Source organism: Anaerocolumna aminovalerica (assembly GCF_900115365.1).
GTDB lineage: Bacteria > Bacillota > Clostridia > Lachnospirales > Lachnospiraceae > Anaerocolumna > Anaerocolumna aminovalerica.
In genome coordinates, this window is the sequence record NZ_FOWD01000007.1 from 27,576 (window position 1) to 42,147 (window position 14,572).

A 14,572-nucleotide genomic window follows, 5' to 3' on the forward strand; every position below is an offset into this window, starting at 1 on the left:
ATGATATAATAAGGGAATGAAGATAGTAAGGTATTCGTTAATAAACCTGTATATATAAATATAAATATAAATCTGAAAACAACAGCAGCGGGATAAGGAGATAAGTATGGATAAAGACAACAAAGATAGCAATGATTATAGGGAAATCGATTTAGATTATAGAGAAATTGACAACAAGGATAATGACTTTAGGGAAATTGAAAATAAAAAAGAAAGTAAAGATTCATTAGATAAAAAAGAATCTGATATAAATAATACCAAGGATGAGTCTAAGAATAAGGACGAATATGAAGAAATCTGTTATATTTGCAGAAGGCCGGAAAGCAAAGCAGGCAAGATGATTCACATTCCCAGTAATATATGTATTTGCTCTGATTGCATGCAAAAGACCTTTGATACGATTAATGGCAATGGTATGTCATATATGGATATGATGAATCTGACACCGAACTTAATGAATCTGAATCAGGTACAGGAGATACCCGGAAGCCAAAAGATAAAAAAGAAGAAACCCAAGGAGGCTCAGCCGGCTTTTAATATTAAAGATATCCCATCTCCTCATATTATAAAAGGACAGCTGGATGAATATATTATTGGTCAGGAACATGCCAAGAAGGTAATATCTGTGGCGGTATATAACCATTATAAAAGAGTGGCTACCAATACCATGGACGATATTGAAATTGAGAAATCTAATATGTTAATGATAGGACCCACAGGAAGCGGTAAAACCTATTTGGTAAAAACCCTTGCCAGATTATTAAATGTACCATTGGCAATTACAGATGCAACTTCTCTTACAGAGGCAGGTTATATCGGTGATGATGTGGAAAGTGTTGTATCCAAACTACTGGCAGCTGCTGATAATGATGTGGAGAAAGCAGAAAGAGGTATTATCTTTATAGATGAAATTGATAAAATAGCCAAAAAGAGAAATACCAACAACAGAGATGTTAGCGGAGAATCAGTACAACAGGGGTTATTAAAATTATTAGAAGGCAGTGAAGTTGAAGTTCCGGTAGGAGCTACCAGCAAGAATGCCATGGTTCCCATGACTACTGTAAATACTAAGAATATATTGTTTATCTGCGGCGGGGCGTTTCCGGATTTAGAAAAAGTCATTAAAGAAAGACTGAATAAAAAATCTTCCATCGGATTCAACGCAGATTTAAAAGATAAGTATGATAAAGATTTTAATTTATTGCAGAAAGCAACAGTGGAAGACTTGCGGGAATTTGGTATGATACCGGAATTTATCGGAAGACTTCCTATTATATATACTTTAGAAGGCCTTACCAAGGATATGTTGGTGAAAGTTTTAAAAGAGCCTAAGAATGCTATATTAAAGCAGTATAAAAAGTTATTACAGTTAGATGAAGTTTTACTGGAATTTGAAGATGGTGCCTTAGAGGCAATAGCAGAAAAAGCTTTGGAGAAAAAAACAGGGGCAAGGGCTTTAAGAGCTATTATAGAAGAATTTATGCTGGACATTATGTTTGAAATCCCTAAAGATGATAATATCGGTAAAGTAATTATTACAAAAGAGTATGTAGAACATAAAGGCGGACCAATTATAGAAATGCGGAGTACCTTTAGGCTGGGAGATAGTCATGAGACCATTAAAAAGATTGAAGGAAATAATACATTCTAATATTCACACAGATGAGACCAATCAAAATGAGGACGGTAACAGAATAGAAAAGGAAGAATCCTGTAAGGATAATCAAATAAATTTTATTAAAGAAGGAATGAAAACGGTAGAAAAGAGTACAGAAGATAGTATACCGGAAAAAAGGGATACAGAAAGAATGAATACGGATGATATTAAAGATTCTCTTCAAGAATCCCAGGAGGAATATGAGATTATAGAAAGAGAAATTCTTCCTGAGAAAATTATCTGTCCGGATTGCGGTGGTATTACTTTGGAAGGTCTGGATTTCTGCGATAAATGTGGTGGTGAACTGCATATTTATAATCGATAGTTATTATTAAAATAAAATAATTCAGTAATTTTATAAAAATTCTATAAATTATCATAAAAATTAGAGTTGACAAATAGAATTTACAATAGTATTATATATGACAAGAATAAAGGCGTTCAATGAAAATAGCAGATGAACGCCTTGTTTTATATCTAATTGTATGTTTAGATAACGGCTTTTTTTTAAAACTTTTTACTTTAATGCATTAATATGTAATAAGTTGAAAGTGATAAAGAGGATAAATATTTTATCTAAATGAAGTCTTAAGGAGGATTATTTATGAAAAAAAGTTTAAAGAAAGTTTTAAGCTTAGGTTTAGTATCCGTAATGACGGCCAGTTTATTCGCAGGCTGTGGAAAAAAAGACAGTGGTTCTGATGCATTTATTATCGGGGGACTTGGACCACTCAGCGGAAAAGCAGCTTCTTACGGTGTATCTGTAAAACAAGGTGCCAATATTGCTGTAGAAAAAATTAATGCAGAAGGCGGTGTAAAAGTTGGAGATAAAACGATTCAATTAAAATTAAATTTTGTTGATGATGAAGCTTCTCCTGATGTAGCAGTATCTGCCTATAATACCGTAATGGATAATGGAGCCCAGGCAATACTTGGTGCAGTTACCAGCGATGCTCATATGGCCATTACAGATTTAACAAATGATGATGGAATTCTTACTATCACACCATCTGCTTCCATAGCAGGTGCAACTGCTTATCCCAATATTTTCAGATTATGTTTTACCGATCCGGTGCAAGGTATAACGATGGCTAAATATGCGATAGAAACTTTAGGACATAAGAAAATAGCCGTTATATATAATAACTCCGATCCATACAGCACAGGTGTTAAGGATGCATTTAATGCCGAAGTAGCAAAACTTGGGGGAGAGATTGTTGCCAGTGAGGCATTTGAAAAAGATGCAGTTGATTTTAGTACACAATTAACTAAAATTAAAGGTTCCGGTGCAGAAATCATATTTGTTCCTACCTATTACACAGAAGCTTCCTATATTGCTACACAGGCAGCCGAATTGAGTGTGGGTCTTCCTTTTATCGGTTCTGACGGATGGGACGGTATTCTTGCTCAGGTAGTTGATGCCAAAGTATTAGAAGGGTCTGTATTCCTAAGTCCATTCGTTGCAACAGATGAAAATCCGGATGTTCAATCTTTTGTAGAAGCTTATCAGAAAGAATACAAAGCAGTTCCTGACCAATTCGCAGCAGATGGTTATGATGTTGTATACTTAATCAAAGCTGCTTTGGAAAAAGCAGGTACAACAGATAGTAAAGATTTAGTTGCAGCTATGACACAGATTAAAGTAGATGGTCTTACCGGTTCTGTATCCTTTGATGAAGATGGTGAACCAAACAAAGGTGCAAAATTCGTCAAAATAGAAAACGGAAAGTATGTAGCAATAACTGTTGAATAAATAAAATAAACTATATTAGCAGAAATGAATGAACAAAAGGAGATTCTTAGGATTTCTACAATTATGAAAAATTCTATTGTGATATCCTAATGATCTCCTTTTTAAATTTTTAAAATAATAAGTGTCTGAGATTTTTCGCTTAGCGCAGAACAATTCGCAATGAATTCTAAAATCAGTCTGAGCCTAGCGAAGAATCTTAGTAAGAAAAAAGTTTAATTAATCACTATAAAGAAATTTGCATGGAAAAAGAAAAAGGAAGAAGAGGTGAAATTAAATGGGAAGTATACTGGAACAATTAATTAACGGATTACGTTCTGGAAGTATTTATGCGTTAATTGCCTTAGGCTATACTATGGTATATGGTATTGCAAAGATGATTAATTTCGCCCATGGAGATATTATAATGGTAGGTGCGTATGCCTTGTATGTGCTGGTAGCCCTACTAAATGTGCCTGCGATAGCAGCAGTTGTTTTAACAATTATTATTTGCGGAGTACTTGGTATTGTAATTGAAAAAGTTGCTTATAAGCCACTAAGAAAGGCACCTGCTTTATCAGTGCTGATTACTGCAATTGGTATGAGTTTCTTTTTACAAAGTGTTGCCTTACTGATTTTTAAGCCAAATCCAATTGCTTTTAAATCCATTATTAACGTAAACTCTGTTCGTATTGGCGGTATTACTATATCGGGTATATCTCTTGTTACATTTATCATAACATTTATTTGTATGATTGGATTAACCTATTTCATTAATAAGACGAAGACCGGTTCAGCAATGAAAGCCTTATCAGAGGATAAAGCGGCAGCAGAACTAATGGGTATCAATGTAAATCGCACCATCTCTATTACATTTGCTATTGGCTCAGCTTTAGCAGCTGTAGCAGGAATTCTGTTTGTATGTCAGTATCAGTCAATTCAACCTACCTTGGGAGCACTACCCGGTATCAAAGCTTTTGTTGCTGCCGTACTTGGTGGCATTGGCAGTATCCCTGGAGCCATGATTGGTGGGTTGGCATTAGGCCTTATAGAAAGTATTTCAAAAGCATATATTTCCTCACAGCTTTCTGATGCTATTGTATTTGGGGTCTTAGTAGTGGTACTATTGGTGAAGCCTTCAGGACTTCTGGGCAAAAACAGAATTGAGAAAGTGTAGGTGGAACAATGAAAAAGGATAAAAAAGTTACCAACAGTAACAGTATATTTACTTTAAAAAATATAATTATTGTAATATGTTTGATCATAGGATATTTTATACTTACTTTTCTGGCAGAAGGGGACTTTTTAAGCCGTCAAAGTAAATCCTTAATCGTTCCAATGGGTATTAATATAATCCTTGCCGTATCCTTAAGCCTTACTGTTGGATTCCTTGGAGAATTATCATTGGGCCATGCGGGTTTTATGGCTATCGGAGGATATACAGGTGCTTTAATTACCCTTCATATGGATCTGCCAAAAGGTTTAGAGTTCACATTGGCGTTAATTGCCGGTGGAATAATGGCGGCTATTTTGGGTTTTCTTATCGGACTTCCGGTTTTGCGGTTAAAAGGAGATTATCTTGCTATTGTTACCTTAGCATTTGGTGAGATTATACGTTCCGTTCTTACTTCTCTTAAAATTACAGGAGGTGCTCAAGGTCTGACCAAGATACCAAGATACTCTAATTATACATGGGTATATATTGTAATGATTTTAACAGTAGTGTTAATTTCTAATTTTGTTAAATCCAGACATGGCAGGGCTATTATATCTGTTCGTGAAAATTATATTGCAGCGGAATCCATTGGTATTAAAGTAAGTAAATATAAAGTTATGGCATTTGTAATCGCTGCTTTCTTTGCCGGAGTTGCCGGTGTGTTCTATGGACATAACTTAAGTATATTAAAACCTGGGGACTTTGATTATAACAAATCCATTGAAATACTTGTTATTGTTGTACTTGGCGGCATGGGTAATATTAAAGGCTCTATTATAGCAGCCATTGCTCTTACCTTTTTACCGGAAATGCTTCGTTCCGTAGATGAATTCAGAACACTATTATATGCAGTTGTTTTAATTGCTATGATGTTATTCCGTTCCTCAGGATTTAGAACAAAGCTGGAAGAGAGCGGTAAGTTACCAAAGTTTATGAAGCCTAATATGAAACGTGTAAAATAGCAAAAGGAGGAGAAAACATGGCATTATTAGAAGTTAAGAATTTAGGTATCTCCTTCGGAGGTTTGCGGGCAGTAGATGATGTAAACTTAAGTATCGAAGAAGGTCAGTTGTATGGTCTGATCGGACCAAATGGTGCCGGTAAAACAACCGTGTTTAATCTGCTTACGGGAGTTTATCAGCCTACAACAGGAACGATTAAAATCAATGGTGAAAATGTAGTTGGAAAATCTCCCTCTGAAATCTGTCAGGCAGGGATTGCAAGAACATTTCAGAACATACGGTTATTTAAGAAAATGACAGTACTGGATAATGTAAAAACAGCATTTCATAATGAAATCCGATATAACCTGGTTACCAGTTTTCTTCGTCTTCCAAAGTATTTTAAATTGGAGAAGGAAATGACGGAGAAGGCCATGGAGATATTAAAAGTATTTAATTTGGAAGGGGAGGCAAATTATCTGGCAAGTAATCTTCCTTACGGCAAGCAAAGAAAGTTAGAGATTGCAAGGGCACTGGCAACCAATCCAAAACTTTTATTATTAGATGAACCGGCAGCAGGTATGAACCCCAATGAAACAGCAGAATTAATGGATACTATCCGTTTGGTTCGTGACAGGTATCGTATTACCATTCTTCTAATTGAACATGACATGAAATTGGTGTCCGGGATATGTGAGAAGATATTAGTGCTAAACTTTGGTACAGAACTTGCATCGGGAACTCCGGATGTTGTACTGAATAATCCTGAAGTTATTACAGCATATCTTGGTGAATAAATTTTAGTCTGAACGGTTTAGAAGGGAATGGAGGAAATCCAATGGCAATGTTAACTATAAATAATCTGGAAGTATATTATGGCATAATTCAAGCCATAAAGGGCGTCTCTTTTGAAGTAAATGAAGGAGAAGTTATTGCTTTAATCGGGGCTAATGGTGCAGGTAAAACAACCATCCTTCATACAATTACCGGCTTAATTTCTCCAAAAGCCGGCAGCATTGAATTTGAAGGACATGATTTAACTAAAATACCCGCCCATAATATTGTATCTTTAGGTATGGCCCACGTTCCGGAAGGAAGAAGAATCTTTCAAGAATTATCCGTTTTTGAAAACCTTAAACTGGGTGCTTATACAAGAAAAGATAAAAACGAAATTTCAGAAACCTTAGAAAAAGTATATCAGCGTTTTCCGCGTTTAAAAGAAAGAAAGAACCAGATAGCAGGTACATTAAGCGGCGGTGAACAGCAGATGTTGGCTATGGGACGTGCACTGATGTCACACCCTAAAATTATATTAATGGACGAACCATCTATGGGACTTTCGCCTCTTTTTGTGTCAGAAATATTTGATATTATAAAAGAAATCAGCGATAATGGAACTACGGTATTATTAGTAGAGCAAAATGCAAAAAAAGCATTATCCATTGCTAACCGTGCATATGTATTAGAGACGGGAAAAATTGTATTAGAAGGGGATGCTGATGAAATGATGAATAATGATTCAGTGAAGAAAGCATATTTAGGAGAATAGTGTGAATTATTGAAAAGCATAATTCACACCCCGATTTGAGGCAGTGCCACATCTGCAAGCAGATGCGGCATGCAATGGGAGCTAGTGTTACAATTATTTCCTATTAATATAAAGGAGGTATAGGATGGAACATTATGTAATTACAATTGCAAGGGGCTATGGCAGTGGCGGTAGAACTATGGGAAAGATGCTTGCCGAGGAGTTAGGTATACATTATTATGACAGAGAGCTACTCAGGCTGGCATCGGATGAAAGCGGTATTAATGAAGAACTGTTCGGAAGAGCAGATGAACAATTAAAGAAAAGCTTGCTGTATAAAATAATGCGTAAGGAATACAAAGGCGAATTAATTCCTCCTGACAGGGAAGACTTTGTATCCAACGATAATTTATTTAATTATCAGGCAAAGGTTATTCGAGAACTGGCAGAGCAGGAATCCTGTATTATTGTTGGACGTTGTGCAGACTATATTTTAAAGGACATGAAGAATGTGGTTAAAATATTTGTTTATGCATCTTTAGAAGACTGCGTCGCCAGATTAACGGATATGTACAGCATGCCTACAAAAGAGCTGGAAAAGAAAATCCAATCCATCGACAAGCGTAGAGCAGAATATTATAGATACTACACCAGTAGAGACTGGCAGGATGCCAGAAATTATGATTTATGCTTTAACAGTATGCAGCTTGGTTTCGATAAATGTGTTGAAATAGTCAAAAATTATCTGAATATAAGGCTGTCTTAATAATAGATCTCCTTTGCCCGTACAGGGTTCTTAATCTTTGAGAGTAAGAGATATATTCTTTGTTCCACTTGTAGAATTCTATTGGTATAAGAACATTGGAAAAAACAAAGTCACTTCACAAAAAAACATCTCATACTCTCAGAGACCTACTACACTTGCTTTTCTTTTAATCTTATATATTACCTGGTACCTTGTATGTTTTTTAAAATTCAATAAGCACTTTGTATCTCTTTAATCGGTAAGACTTATTGAACCAGCCTTTTATAGTACTGCATTCAATTCTTTACTAAATCTAAGTTATTAAAATTTCTTCTAAATCTTCAATTCTCATCCTTCTGTAGGTATAGAATAACTATACTATAGATATTTTATGAGACTAAATGACTTCTCAACAAATCCATGTTTTTCATAGAAAACATGTTTCTTTTTACGTAAACCAATATTTACACTGATGGAATCTATTATATCGCTTCTGGCATAATCATTTACGGTATTTAGGAGCTTAGAACCCAAATTGTATCAGTCAAATGCTTCTATAATACGAATAATTATATTTATTGTATTCACCCCATAATTAAAATAGTTTTATTACCTTCTTCTTTTGAATAAATATGTTAATAACCATTCATATTATATATAATTTAAAAAAACACCAAAAAATACGATGCATATCAATTATTGACTTACAAAAGGTACTATGATATTTATATACTAAGAAACTATAGGAGACAATCTATGAAAAATAACTGGATGAAAAATATTATATTATTTTTAACAAGTCAGACCATCTCCCTTTTTGGTTCATCATTAGTTCAATATGCAATTATGTGGTATATAACCTTAGAGACTCAGTCTGGGATAATGATGACCGTATCTATTATATGCGGTTTTTTACCTTCTTTTTTTCTTTCTCCTTTTGCAGGAGTATGGGCAGACCGTTATAATCGAAAGATACTGATTATTTTATCAGATTCTTTAATAGCCGCAGCTACTTTTATATTAGCTGTATTTTTTATATTAGGGTATGATTCCATTTGGATGCTTTTTGTAGTAACCACAATTCGTGCAATAGGTTCCGGAATTCAAACTCCGGCAGTTAATGCGTTTCTTCCAAGTCTTGTTCCGGAAGATAAATTAACTAAAATAAATGGTTTAAATGGAAGTATTCAGGCTTTTGTTATGCTGTTATCCCCAATGCTTAGCGGAGCGTTGCTTTCGGTTGCTACTATTGAAACAATATTTTTTATTGATGTAATAACAGCACTTTTGGCAGTTGTTATATTACTTGTATTTCTACGTGAACAAGAACATACAAGAAGTATAAGTAATGAGCCGGTAAGCTATTTTCAGGATTTGAAGAAAGGAATAGATTATATTAATAAAAATGCCTATTTGAAATACTTCTTTCTGTTTGCTGGATGCTTTTTTATTTTAGCCGGGCCGGTTGCATTTTTAACACCTTTACAAGTTGCCAGAAGTTTTGGGGATGATGTTTGGCGGCTTACTGCAATTGAAGTCACTTTTTCCATTGGTATGATGGCAGGCGGTATTATTATGGCTTCCTGGGGTGGATTTAAGAACAGGGTGCATACTATGACTTTATCAAGTCTTGTAATGGGTGGTTGTACTTTCTTACTGGGAATTATCTCATTTTTTAGCTTATACATGTTTATAATGGGTGTGTTTGGACTTGCTATGCCATTCTTTAATACACCTTCCACGGTGCTATTGCAGGAAAAAGCAGAGGAAGAATATTTAGGCAGGGTATTTGGCATATTCGGGATGATAGCAAGCTTTATGGTTCCTTTAAGTATGCTTCTTTTTGGACCATTATCGGACATAATAAAAATAGAATGGATGTTAATGGGAACTGGGATTATAATGCTACTATTAAGCTTTTTCTTATTAAAAAATAAAACTTTAGTTGAAGCGGGAATAAAAGAAACTACGTAATATCTAATTAATTTGAATTATTTTTAAACTATTACACAGTGTTCTTTGAATTGTTTTTATATATTATTGCAATTTAATACGTTACTGTGCTATACTGAATGAAATTAAATCATGAAAAGGGAAAAAAGGAAAGTTGCTATCCATTATTAAAAGGGCAAAGTGCCAGAATCCAGTTTAGTGTGAATTTGAAATGCATAATTTCACACCCTGATTTCTGGTAATACAACATTTGCAAGGAGATGATGATGGGAGCTAGGTCGAGAAATAAGTTTTTCAACTGGCAATTTGTACTTGTACACAAAATTGCGGTCATTATTTAATGGCGCAAAAGCGCCGGAATAGAGGTTAATATGATTTCAAATAAAATGGTTGGATTGGTACAAAACAGTTCTATTATTCGTGCCATGTTCGAGGAAGGAAAGAGACTTGCAGATATTTACGGGGCGGAGAATGTATATGATTTTAGTTTGGGAAATCCCAGCGTAGAGCCGCCAAAAGAAATAAGAGAAGAGATACTGAATATTATTAATATGGAAGATGCCAATTTGGTTCATGGATATATGAGCAATTCAGGATACCAGGATGTAAGAACAACTATTGCAGATTCTCTTAATAAAAGGTTTCAAACTTCTTTTACCGGTGAAAATATTATTATGACAGTTGGTGCAGCAGGTGGGTTAAATGTTATTCTTAAGACCTTATTAAACCCTGGAGATGAAGTGATTGTCTTTTCACCTTTCTTTGGTGAATACCGTAATTACGTAGATAATTTTGATGGGAAATTAGTTGTGGTACCTCCTGATATTAATGATTTTCAACCTGACCTGGCTGAATTTGAGACCAGAGTTACAGAGAAAACAAAAGCGGTTATTGTAAATACTCCGAATAATCCTACAGGTGTAGTATATTCCGAAACCACCATTAAAGGATTAGCAGATGTTTTAAATAGAAAGCAAAAGGAATTTGGAATTTCTATTTATTTAATTTCGGATGAACCATATCGTGAATTGGTATATGACAGTATAGAAGTACCTTACTTAACGAAGTATTATAATAATACAATTGTAGGTTATTCTTTCAGCAAATCCTTATCTCTTCCTGGTGAAAGAATCGGATATTTGGTTATTCCTAATGAAGTAGATGATTATACCAATGTAGTAGGTGCGGCAAATGTAGCCAATCGAATCTTAGGCTTTGTAAATGCGCCATCCTTAATGCAAAGGGTGGTTGCCAGGTGCTTAGATGCCGAGGTAGATATAGCTTCTTATAATAGAAACCGTGAGTTGCTTTATTATAGTCTGAGGGAGTATGGATATACCTGTATTAAGCCGGAAGGTGCTTTTTATTTATTTGTAAAAGCTTTAGAAGAGGATGATAAAGCTTTTGCGGCAGCGGCAAAAAAACATAATATATTAATTGTACCCGGTTCTTCTTTTGGATGTCCGGGTTATTGCAGAATTGCTTACTGTGTAGCTTATGAAACAATAAAACGCTCCTTACCGGGATTTGAGAAATTAGCGAAGGAGTATAGCACTGCAGATAGGAGCTAACTATGAGTGCCTGGGAGAAGAACATAAGAAAAGTGGTACCATATGTTCCCGGAGAGCAACCCAATATACCGGGAATGATTAAACTAAATACCAACGAGAATCCTTATCCACCTGCGCCGGGAGTGGCAATGGCCCTACAGGATATTAAAACGGACAGGTTAAAATTATACCCGGATCCTACTGCCAAGCTGTTAACAGATACCTTAGCAGCTTATTATAAAGTCGGAAAAGACCAGGTGTTTGTTGGAGTTGGCTCCGACGACGTACTGGGTATGGCTTTTTTAACCTTCTTTAATTCAGATAGACCAATTTTATTTCCGGATATAACTTATTCTTTTTATGATGTTTGGGCAGAACTTTTTTCCATACCTTATGAAAGACCTAAGTTAGACCATAACTTTAGAATCAGAAAAGAAGACTATTATAAAAAGAATGGCGGAGTAGTTATTGCTAATCCTAACGCCCCCACCTCCATATATGAAGAACTAGATGTAGTAAGAGATATAATAGAACATAATCAGGATTGTGTGGTAATTATTGATGAGGCCTATGTAGACTTTGGAGGAATCAGTGCTGCCTGCTTAATAAAAGAATATGATAACCTTTTGGTAGTACAGACTTTTTCTAAATCCAGATCCATGGCAGGTATGCGAATTGGTTATGCCTTTGGCAGTGAAAAACTAATCCGTGCATTAAATGACGTAAAATATTCCTATAACTCTTATACAATGAATCAGACATCCATCCATCTTGGAGTGGAGGCCTTAAAAGATAGGGCCTATTTTGAAGAATGTACTTCAATGATAACAAAAACCAGAAGCCGGGTTATGTGGGAACTAAAAGAATTGGGATTCTCTTTCCCGGATTCCAAAACCAACTTTATCTTTGCAACCCATGAATTCATTCCAGCAGAAGAACTTTATACTGCACTAAGGGAAGAGAAGATATTTGTGCGTTACTTTAAGAAACCCCGTATTGATAACTACCTTCGTATTACAGTGGGAACAGATAAAGAAATGGACGCATTAATAAAGGTTCTAAAAGAATATATCCATAAAAGAAAGTAATATAAATATCGTGCTGTCTCATTTGAAGAAATTAATGGCTTGATATGTTACAGCAGAAAAACCGTTGGGGCCAGTAACAGTCAAACAGGAAATGAATCTATCTCAATAAAGTAATAGAACCTAAACGTCTTTTAGTTTAATACGAAACTGAAGGGCGTTTTTTATTTGTAGAGTAGATTCTATTTATGTGGTAAAATAAGTTAATACATTGGCGTATGGAACAATATTCAACCTGCGTCTGAAGGAACTCATAAAAACATAAAATACACTTTTTGGACGTAACACTAAGGGCAGAAAAAATTCAAGTCTCTGGAGGAAAAATATGAAAAATAAAATATTTGTAACAGGATGTATTTTGTACCTATCAAATTTTATAGCAATTTTAATGATGATAAATTTATCAATCGTTAATCGGACGAATTATAGTGATTATGCCAATCAATTTCTAGGGTTTTTACATACATATAACTTAATGATATTTTTTATTTTATTTATTATTTTACTATTTGTTGGAATAGCGATAATGTTATATTCTGCTTTAAATAAGTCAATAGGTGAAAAAGGAAACAAGTTATTTAAATAATAGATATGTAAAAGGATAGTAAATGGGGCCTGCTTCTAAGTCATTTAGTCCATCTGTTACATATTGGTGCAGACTCATTCTGACCAATGCTAAGAATTAGACAGATAAAATTAAAATGTTAACTTATTGAACCGAAAAATATGACAAGGCATATGCATTTTTCACCAGACATAGTTAAAGAAAACTTACTTATAATACGGATAAATTACAATTTATTAATTAAGGTATTCCATGTAAGCTCTAGAACCCCTGTCATATTCTGCGGTTCATTTGAAACGTATGTTATTACGGCATTCTTATCTGGCAGCATTACAACATATTGACCATATAATCCATCCATACGATATGAATTAGGATAGGAGTTCATCCAGATTTGGTATCCATATCCCTGATGGTGATCTGCTGTTGCAAAGTATGGGTTAAAATCATTGGTTTCTATTTGAACAGATGCAGCCTGTTCTATATAACCGGAAGGAATAAGCTGCTTACCTTTCCAGAATCCTTTATCCAGAAGTAATTGCCCAAATCTGGATAATTGCTCAGCTGTTAAGTACAGGCCTGAAAACCCTTGAGGAATTCCCTTAGGACAGGTATCCCATCTGGGTTTCGGAATGTCTAAATGTCTAAATATTTTTCTATCCAAATATTCATCCAAGTTAATACTTGTAGTAATACTAATAATTTTTGAAAGCATATAAGTTGCGGCATTATTATAAGTAAAATGGGTACCTGGTTTAAAGACAATAGGTTCATTAAAGAACAATTCACAAATATCCCAGTCCTTGCCGTTGCTCCAATCAGCCTTCATTACCGGGCATTCTGCCTGCCCGGTTCCCAAGCAAAGTAAATCATGAATAGTTAATTCCTTTAAATACTCATTCATTGATAAAGATGGAATATCAGAGAAAAAATCCACCACATGATCATCAATCTTAAAATATCCTTCGCTAATAGCAATACCCACTGCCATTGATGTAAATGTTTTACTTACGGAATACAAAAGTACAGGTTTTTCTTCTTCAAAATCATGTTTTGCTATAATATTACCATCTTGTCTAACAACTACATTCAGTACATGAAGATTCTGATTTTTTACTGAGGATATTAAATCACATAATAATTCATTATTCATCGTAACTATCTCCATTTAAGATATATTTTACATTAATACTTGAACCTATTATTTATCTAAATAGTATTAAATTTATAGAACAAACTAGAGTATATTAAAAATTCACCATATATTATAATCAATATAATACCTTTCAAAAGGTATTAATCTCAATTTTAATATACCTGCTCTAATAGTTGTAATTGGGCTCAAAAACTCAACTTTATTTGTATTATTATACCACAAGTCAAATCAATGTTCGAGATTAATATTTATCATATTATATACCTATCCAGGCAAAGCGTCCTTGTAAGTTCTTAGCACTTATTGAATAAAATACCTCAAATTTGAGACTAATATACTATTACTGGAAACTGAATTTACCGATATGGACTTTGACTATTATTTTTAATTGTGGTATTATATACCTTAAATGAAGTTACTGCTTGAAGGAGGAACTGCCGTGGATAA

At 34.4% G+C, this 14,572-nt stretch carries 13 protein-coding genes; 12 read left to right on the forward strand and 1 reads right to left on the reverse strand.

Annotated elements, in window-relative coordinates:
* Positions 1–106: 106 nt before the first annotated feature.
* The 12 genes from clpX (at position 107) to BM183_RS05730 (ending at position 12,990) form a co-directional block, all read left to right on the forward strand.
* A complete protein-coding gene (gene clpX, locus BM183_RS05675) occupies positions 107–1,651 on the forward strand; it encodes an ATP-dependent Clp protease ATP-binding subunit ClpX (RefSeq protein ID WP_091685145.1) in 1,545 nt (514 codons plus the stop codon).
* Positions 1,611–1,982 (forward strand): hypothetical protein, encoded by a 372-nt coding sequence (locus BM183_RS05680; protein WP_091685147.1) that lies wholly within the window; start codon positions 1,611–1,613, stop codon positions 1,980–1,982. Before clpX ends, BM183_RS05680 begins: the two co-directional genes overlap by 41 nt.
* 279 nt (positions 1,983–2,261) lie before the next feature.
* Positions 2,262–3,410, forward strand: a complete 1,149-nt coding sequence (locus tag BM183_RS05685; RefSeq protein WP_091685148.1) for an ABC transporter substrate-binding protein — start codon at positions 2,262–2,264, stop codon at positions 3,408–3,410.
* A gap of 274 nt (positions 3,411–3,684) precedes the next feature.
* On the forward strand, positions 3,685–4,563 hold the full coding sequence (locus BM183_RS05690; protein ID WP_091685150.1) for a branched-chain amino acid ABC transporter permease: 879 nt from the start codon (positions 3,685–3,687) through the stop codon (positions 4,561–4,563).
* An 8-nt stretch (positions 4,564–4,571) separates the two neighbouring features.
* Positions 4,572–5,564, forward strand: a complete 993-nt coding sequence (locus BM183_RS05695) for a branched-chain amino acid ABC transporter permease (protein ID WP_091685152.1) — start codon at positions 4,572–4,574, stop codon at positions 5,562–5,564.
* A 17-nt stretch (positions 5,565–5,581) separates the two neighbouring features.
* On the forward strand, positions 5,582–6,340 hold the full coding sequence (locus tag BM183_RS05700) for an ABC transporter ATP-binding protein (protein ID WP_091685153.1): 759 nt from the start codon (positions 5,582–5,584) through the stop codon (positions 6,338–6,340).
* 41 nt (positions 6,341–6,381) lie between these two features.
* Positions 6,382–7,092: an ABC transporter ATP-binding protein gene (locus BM183_RS05705; RefSeq protein WP_091685155.1), complete on the forward strand. Its 711-nt coding sequence runs from the start codon at positions 6,382–6,384 to the stop codon at positions 7,090–7,092.
* Positions 7,093–7,216: 124 nt separating this feature from the next.
* Positions 7,217–7,837 (forward strand): cytidylate kinase-like family protein, encoded by a 621-nt coding sequence (locus BM183_RS05710; RefSeq protein WP_091685157.1) that lies wholly within the window; start codon positions 7,217–7,219, stop codon positions 7,835–7,837.
* A 735-nt stretch (positions 7,838–8,572) separates the two neighbouring features.
* On the forward strand, positions 8,573–9,790 hold the full coding sequence (locus tag BM183_RS05715; protein WP_091685159.1) for an MFS transporter: 1,218 nt from the start codon (positions 8,573–8,575) through the stop codon (positions 9,788–9,790).
* Between the two features lie 350 nt (positions 9,791–10,140).
* Entirely contained in the window at positions 10,141–11,340 is a 1,200-nt protein-coding gene (locus tag BM183_RS05720) for a pyridoxal phosphate-dependent aminotransferase (protein WP_091685161.1), read from the forward strand.
* Between the two features lie 2 nt (positions 11,341–11,342).
* Positions 11,343–12,407 carry a histidinol-phosphate transaminase gene (gene hisC / locus BM183_RS05725; RefSeq protein WP_091685163.1) on the forward strand — a complete coding sequence of 355 codons (1,065 nt, stop codon included), beginning with the start codon at positions 11,343–11,345 and terminating at the stop codon, positions 12,405–12,407.
* Positions 12,408–12,729: 322 nt separating this feature from the next.
* On the forward strand, positions 12,730–12,990 hold the full coding sequence (locus BM183_RS05730) for a hypothetical protein (protein WP_091685165.1): 261 nt from the start codon (positions 12,730–12,732) through the stop codon (positions 12,988–12,990).
* Positions 12,991–13,195: 205 nt separating this feature from the next.
* Here BM183_RS05730 and BM183_RS05735 read toward each other — a convergent pair whose 3' ends face one another.
* Positions 13,196–14,122: a serine hydrolase domain-containing protein gene (locus BM183_RS05735; protein WP_091685167.1), complete on the reverse strand. Its 927-nt coding sequence runs from the start codon at positions 14,120–14,122 to the stop codon at positions 13,196–13,198.
* Positions 14,123–14,572 lie beyond the last annotated feature (450 nt).

Excerpts from the sequence above, each read along its gene's own strand:
- BM183_RS05680 (WP_091685147.1), top strand. The coding sequence starts at position 1,611 with ATGAGACCATTAAAAAGATTGAAGGAAATAATACATTCTAATATTCAC.
- BM183_RS05720 (WP_091685161.1), top strand. The coding sequence starts at position 10,141 with ATGATTTCAAATAAAATGGTTGGATTGGTACAAAACAGTTCTATTATT.
- BM183_RS05730 (WP_091685165.1), top strand. The coding sequence starts at position 12,730 with ATGAAAAATAAAATATTTGTAACAGGATGTATTTTGTACCTATCAAAT.
- BM183_RS05705 (WP_091685155.1), top strand. The coding sequence starts at position 6,382 with ATGGCAATGTTAACTATAAATAATCTGGAAGTATATTATGGCATAATT.
- BM183_RS05685 (WP_091685148.1), top strand. The coding sequence starts at position 2,262 with ATGAAAAAAAGTTTAAAGAAAGTTTTAAGCTTAGGTTTAGTATCCGTA.
- BM183_RS05710 (WP_091685157.1), top strand. The coding sequence starts at position 7,217 with ATGGAACATTATGTAATTACAATTGCAAGGGGCTATGGCAGTGGCGGT.
- BM183_RS05715 (WP_091685159.1), top strand. The coding sequence starts at position 8,573 with ATGAAAAATAACTGGATGAAAAATATTATATTATTTTTAACAAGTCAG.
- hisC (WP_091685163.1), top strand. The coding sequence starts at position 11,343 with ATGAGTGCCTGGGAGAAGAACATAAGAAAAGTGGTACCATATGTTCCC.
- clpX (WP_091685145.1), top strand. The coding sequence starts at position 107 with ATGGATAAAGACAACAAAGATAGCAATGATTATAGGGAAATCGATTTA.
- BM183_RS05695 (WP_091685152.1), top strand. The coding sequence starts at position 4,572 with ATGAAAAAGGATAAAAAAGTTACCAACAGTAACAGTATATTTACTTTA.
- BM183_RS05735 (WP_091685167.1), bottom strand. The coding sequence starts at position 14,122 with ATGAATAATGAATTATTATGTGATTTAATATCCTCAGTAAAAAATCAG.
- BM183_RS05700 (WP_091685153.1), top strand. The coding sequence starts at position 5,582 with ATGGCATTATTAGAAGTTAAGAATTTAGGTATCTCCTTCGGAGGTTTG.
- BM183_RS05690 (WP_091685150.1), top strand. The coding sequence starts at position 3,685 with ATGGGAAGTATACTGGAACAATTAATTAACGGATTACGTTCTGGAAGT.